Here is a 4,527-nt window from a genome sequence, read left to right as displayed (position 1 = left end):
GCGTGGTCCTGCTGATCGCCTTCATCGTCGTGGGTCTGTTCCTGGCCGCCCGCCCGGCGCCGGATCAGGTGCAGGGCATGGTAGAGGCCGAGACCTTCACCGTCGCCACCAAGGTGCCCAGCCGTGTCGAACGCTTCCTGGCCGCCGAGGGCGATCAGGTGAAGGCCGGGCAGGAACTGGCCCTGATGAGCAGCCCCGAGGTCGAGGCCAAGGACGCCCAGGCCCGCGCCCTGCTGCAATCGACGCAGGCCATCCAGTCCATGAGCCGCGAGGGCGCCCGCGCCGAGGACGTGCAGACGGTCGAGTCGATCTGGCGCGCCTCCCAGGCTGCCGCCCGCCTGGCCGACCAGACCGCGCGCCGGGCCGAAAACCTGTTCGCCGAGGGCGTCATCTCGGCCCAGCGCCGCGACGAGGCCGTCGCCGCCCGCGCCGCCACCGCCTCCCAGACCGAGGCCGCCCGCCAGCAGTATCTGAAGGCCCTGGCCGGAACCCGGCCGCAGGAGAAGTCGGTCGCCGACGCCAACGTCAGCGGCGCCCGCGCCGCCGTCGCCGAGGTCGAGAGCCTGCAGGGCGAGACCCGCCTGACCGCCCCCCACGGCGGCGAGGTGTCCGAACGCTTCGCCAATGTCGGCGAACTGGTGCTGACGGGGGTGCCGGTCTTCACCATCGTCGACACGGCCGATCCCTGGGTCACCTTCAGCGTGCGCGAGGACCAGTTCCGCGACCTGAAGATCGGCGCCGCCGTACGCGGCGACGTGCCCGCGCTGGGGATCAAGGGCGCCGCCTTCCGCGTCACCGCCATCAGCCCCCAGGGCGAGTTCGCCACCTGGCGCTCGACCCGCCAGTCCAGCGGCTATGACGTGCGCAGCTTCCAGGTGAAGGCCAAGCCCGCCCGGCCGATCGAGGGTCTGCGGCCAGGCATGAGCGTCCTGTTCGACTGGTCGTCGCGATGAAGGGCGGCGCGGCCGTCTTCCTCGCGGCCGTTCAGGACGAGACGCGGCGGCTGGCGACCCGGCCGTGGGACGCCTTCGTCGCCTTCGGCCTGCCGCTGATCCTGCTGGCGGTGATCGCGGCCATGCTGGCCCCCGGCGTGATCCGCCAGGTCCCGGTCGCCGTGGTGGATCAGGATGACTCGGCCTTCAGCCGCGCGGCCATCCGCAACATGGAGGCCAGCCCCGGCGTGCGCGTGGCCCACGCCCCGGCGACGGTGGACGAGGCCGTGGCTCTGATGCGACGCGGCGAGGTCTACAGCATCGCCCATTTCCCCTCGGGCTTCAGCGAAGGCGCCTTCCGCCGCCCCGAACAGACGACCGTCTCCTTCAACGGCGCCTTCCAGACCGTCGGCGCCCTGTCGGCCCTGGGCCAGTCCTCGGCCATCGCCTCGGCCGCAGCGCCCCGGCTCGAGGAGCGCGCGCGCCAGATGGGCCTGCCCGCCACGGCGCTGGAGCCGCCCGCCGTCCAGGTGTCGATCATCGGCAATCCGCAGTTGAACTTCGAGCTGTTCCTCGGCGGCCTGCTGGCGCCCGGCGTGCTGCACCTGCTGGCGGCCTGTTCAGCGGTGCTGGCGGTCGGACGACTGATGCAGGGCGGCTCGTTCCAGGCGTTCAGGGCGCAGACCGACGGGCGGACGACGGCGGCCCTGATCGGGCGGCTGACGCCGCACTTCGTCATCTTCACCCTGTGGGGCCTGGCCTGGATCGGCTGGCTGTGCGGGGTCAGGGGCTGGGGCGTGGCGGGGTCGCTGCCCCTGCTGATGCTGGGCGTGGTCGCCCTGATGGCGGTCAGCGTCGCCCTGTCGGCCCTGCTGGTCGCCCTGCTGGGAGATGTCGACATGGCCTTCTCGGCCACCGCCATCTATTCGGGCGCGGCCATCGCCTTCTCGAACGGCACCCTGCCGCTGGATCACGGGCCGCGCTTCGCCCGGATCTGGAGCGACATCCTGCCCTACACCCACTATCTGCGCCTTCAGACCGGCCAGATGGTGACCGGCGCGGCGCCCGGCGGGGCCTGGCGCGATCTGGCGATCCTGAGCGTCGTCACCCTGGTCGCCCTGATCCTGTCGGCCGTGCTGATCCGCCTTCGCGCCCGCCGCGCGCCCAAGGCCGAGGCGCTGGCCTTTCCTCTGCCCGAACAGGGCGTCGGCGCCGCCTTCATCGCGACCTTCCGCAACCTGCCGCGCGCCCGGCCGGTCAGCAGCCTGCTAATCCTCGCTGTCGTTCTCTACGCCTTCTACTATCCGGCGGCCTACGCCGGGCAGGCGGCGACGGGCCTGCCGGTCGCCGTGGTGACGCCGACGCAGAGCGCCCTGACCCGCGCCCTGGTCGAGGATCTGAACGCCTCCCACGCGGTCGAGGTCGCCGCCGTCATTTCCTCGACCGCCCAGGCCTCCGACCTGATGCGGCGCGGCGTGGTCGACGGCGTCGTCATCCTGCCCGAACGGTTCGAAGCCGACCTGGCGCGCGGCGCGCCCGACGGCGTGGCCGTTTGGCTGAACGGCGGCTATCTGGTCCGCGTCACCTCGGTCGGCAAGGCGGTCGCGGCGGCCGCCGCCCATGTCGCCGAGACTCGGCTGGAGGGCCTGCCCGAGGCCGCCCGCGCGGCCCAGTTGGCGCCGAGCCTGAAACAGGTCTCCCTGTTCAACCCAACCGAGGGCTATGGCGACTACGCCGTGCCCGCCGTCAGCCTGATCATCCTGCAGCAGACCCTGCTGCTGGGTGCGGGCGTCATCGCCGCCTTGCGTCGCGAGACCGGCGCCGCCCCCATGCGACGTAGCGCCCGCCTGGGCCTGTGGCTGGCGCTGACCGCGATCGGCACGGCCTCCTGCCTGTTCTATTTCGGTTTCGTCTTCTGGTTTCAGGACTATCCGCGTGCGGGCGACATGGCGGGGGTGATCCTGCTGGCGCCGATCTTCGCCGCCGGGGTCTCGGCGCTGGGCCTGCTGCTCGGCGGTCTGTTCGACAGGCATGAGCGGGTGTTGCAGGTGCTGGTCGGCACGTCAGCGCCGCTGTTCTTCCTGGCGGGCGCGGCCTGGCCGCACTTCATGATGCCCAAACTTCTGGTCTGGCTGGCGCACCTGTCGCCCTCGACCGCGGCGGTTCAGGCCTTCGTGCGGATGAACGCCATGGGCGCCAGCCTGGCCGAGGTCGCGCCCCAGGCCCTGATGCTGGTCGTCCTGGCGCTGGTCTTCGGCGCCCTGTGGCTGTGGCGCGGCGACGAAGGCCGCCGCGCCTGAAGGCTCAGCCCGCCGCCATCGGCGCCGAGACCCCCGCCGAGATCATCTCCTGCGCGCCCTGCTGGAAGCCGAAGTCCGGCACGATCTCGCCCTCGCGGTTCGAAGCCTCGTCCCAGCGCGCGATCAGCTGCTCGCCCGCATCCGCAGCCCCGCCGATCCGCACACCCGGCGTCAGGGTGATGTTGGCCGTGGCGAAATGCCCGCCGCCCGCGCACAGGATGGCCCGCGTCGGCGCCGCCTCGCCCACCAGCGCCAGCAGACCGGGGCTGACCAGGGCCGGGTCCAGCGCCTTCAGCACCTCCTCGGACAGGATGCCCGCCGTCATCTGGGTGGCGGCGGTCGGCGCCAGGGCGTTGACCTTGATGTTATGCTTGGCGCCCTCGATGGCCAGGGTCTGCATCAGCCCGACCTGCGCCAGCTTGGCCGCGCCATAGTTGGCCTGGCCGAAATTGCCGTAGAGGCCGGACGAAGAGGTCGTCATGACGATGCGACCATGGTTCTGCGCGCGCATGATCTCCCACACCGCCTTGGAGCAGATGGCCGCCCCCATCAGGTGCACGTCCACCACCAGGCGGAAGTCATCCAGCGTCATCTTCGAGAAGCTCTTGTCGCGCAGGATGCCGGCGTTGTTGATCAGGATGTCGATGCGGCCCCAGGCCTTCATCGCCGCCTCGACCATGGCCTGAACCGCGTCGATGTCCGTGACGGAACCCGCCGCCGCCATCGCCTGGCCGCCCGCCGCGACGATCTCGTCCACGACGCCCTGCGCCGCCGCCTCGGTCAGGTCGTTGACCACGACCTTGGCGCCCTGACCGGCCAGATAGAGGGCGTGACAACGGCCCAGGCCCCCGCCTGCGCCGGTCACGATGGCGACCCGATCCTTCAACTGCATGAACATCTCCGATGATGGGTGACTGGAAAATCCGGCGGGGCCCCTAGCCCTTGAAGCCGTCCTTGAGGGCGCGGCGCTCGGCGAAGTCGGCGGCGTCGCGGGCGCGCAGGAAGGGGTTGAAGCGGCGCTCGATCCCCACCGAGGTCGGCACGGTCGCCTCGCCGCGCTCGCGAGCGGCGAAGACGGCCTCGGCATGGGCTTTCAGGGCGTCGTTGGCGTCCGGCAGCGACAGGGCGAAGCGGGCGTTCGACGCCGTATATTCATGGGCGCAGTAAAGGGTCGTCGCCTCGGGCCAGGCGGCGATGCGGTTCAGGCTGTCCCACATCTGTTGCGGCGTCCCCTCGAACAGCCGCCCGCAGCCCAGGGCGAAGATGACGTCGCCGACGAAGGCCAGGGCGTCGTC

The 4,527-nt window shown here is 71.5% G+C and carries 4 protein-coding genes; 2 read left to right on the top strand and 2 right to left on the bottom strand.

The features are described 5' to 3' along the window. Positions 1-2: 2 nt before the first annotated feature. Together B2Y21_RS00995 and B2Y21_RS00990 are read left to right on the top strand one after the other, a co-directional pair. The gene (locus B2Y21_RS00995) at positions 3-953 is read left to right on the top strand and encodes an HlyD family secretion protein (protein ID WP_292056092.1); all 951 of its coding nucleotides are present in this window, start codon (positions 3-5) and stop codon (positions 951-953) included. Then, entirely contained in the window at positions 950-3,232 is a 2,283-nt protein-coding gene (locus B2Y21_RS00990) for an ABC transporter permease (protein WP_292056090.1), read from the top strand. Before B2Y21_RS00995 ends, B2Y21_RS00990 begins: the two co-directional genes overlap by 4 nt. Before the next feature lie 4 nt (positions 3,233-3,236). Here B2Y21_RS00990 and B2Y21_RS00985 read toward each other — a convergent pair whose 3' ends face one another. Next, a complete protein-coding gene (locus B2Y21_RS00985; RefSeq protein ID WP_292056088.1) occupies positions 3,237-4,124 on the bottom strand; it encodes an SDR family NAD(P)-dependent oxidoreductase in 888 nt (295 codons plus the stop codon). A 43-nt stretch (positions 4,125-4,167) separates the two neighbouring features. Next, positions 4,168-4,527, bottom strand: a 360-nt coding sequence (locus B2Y21_RS00980; protein WP_292056086.1) for a hydroxyacylglutathione hydrolase C-terminal domain-containing protein, incomplete at its 5' end; no start/stop codon positions are given.

The sequence above is a fragment of the Brevundimonas sp. UBA5936 genome (assembly GCA_002430835.1).
Classification (GTDB): Bacteria; Pseudomonadota; Alphaproteobacteria; order Caulobacterales; family Caulobacteraceae; genus Brevundimonas.
Note: the sequence above shows the minus strand (reverse complement) of the source record. Positions and strands in the feature narration are given on the sequence as shown.

Coding starts and splice junctions, on each gene's coding strand:
- B2Y21_RS00990 (WP_292056090.1), top strand. CDS start 950: ATGAAGGGCGGCGCGGCCGTCTTCCTCGCGGCCGTTCAGGACGAGACG.
- B2Y21_RS00985 (WP_292056088.1), bottom strand. CDS start 4,124: ATGCAGTTGAAGGATCGGGTCGCCATCGTGACCGGCGCAGGCGGGGGC.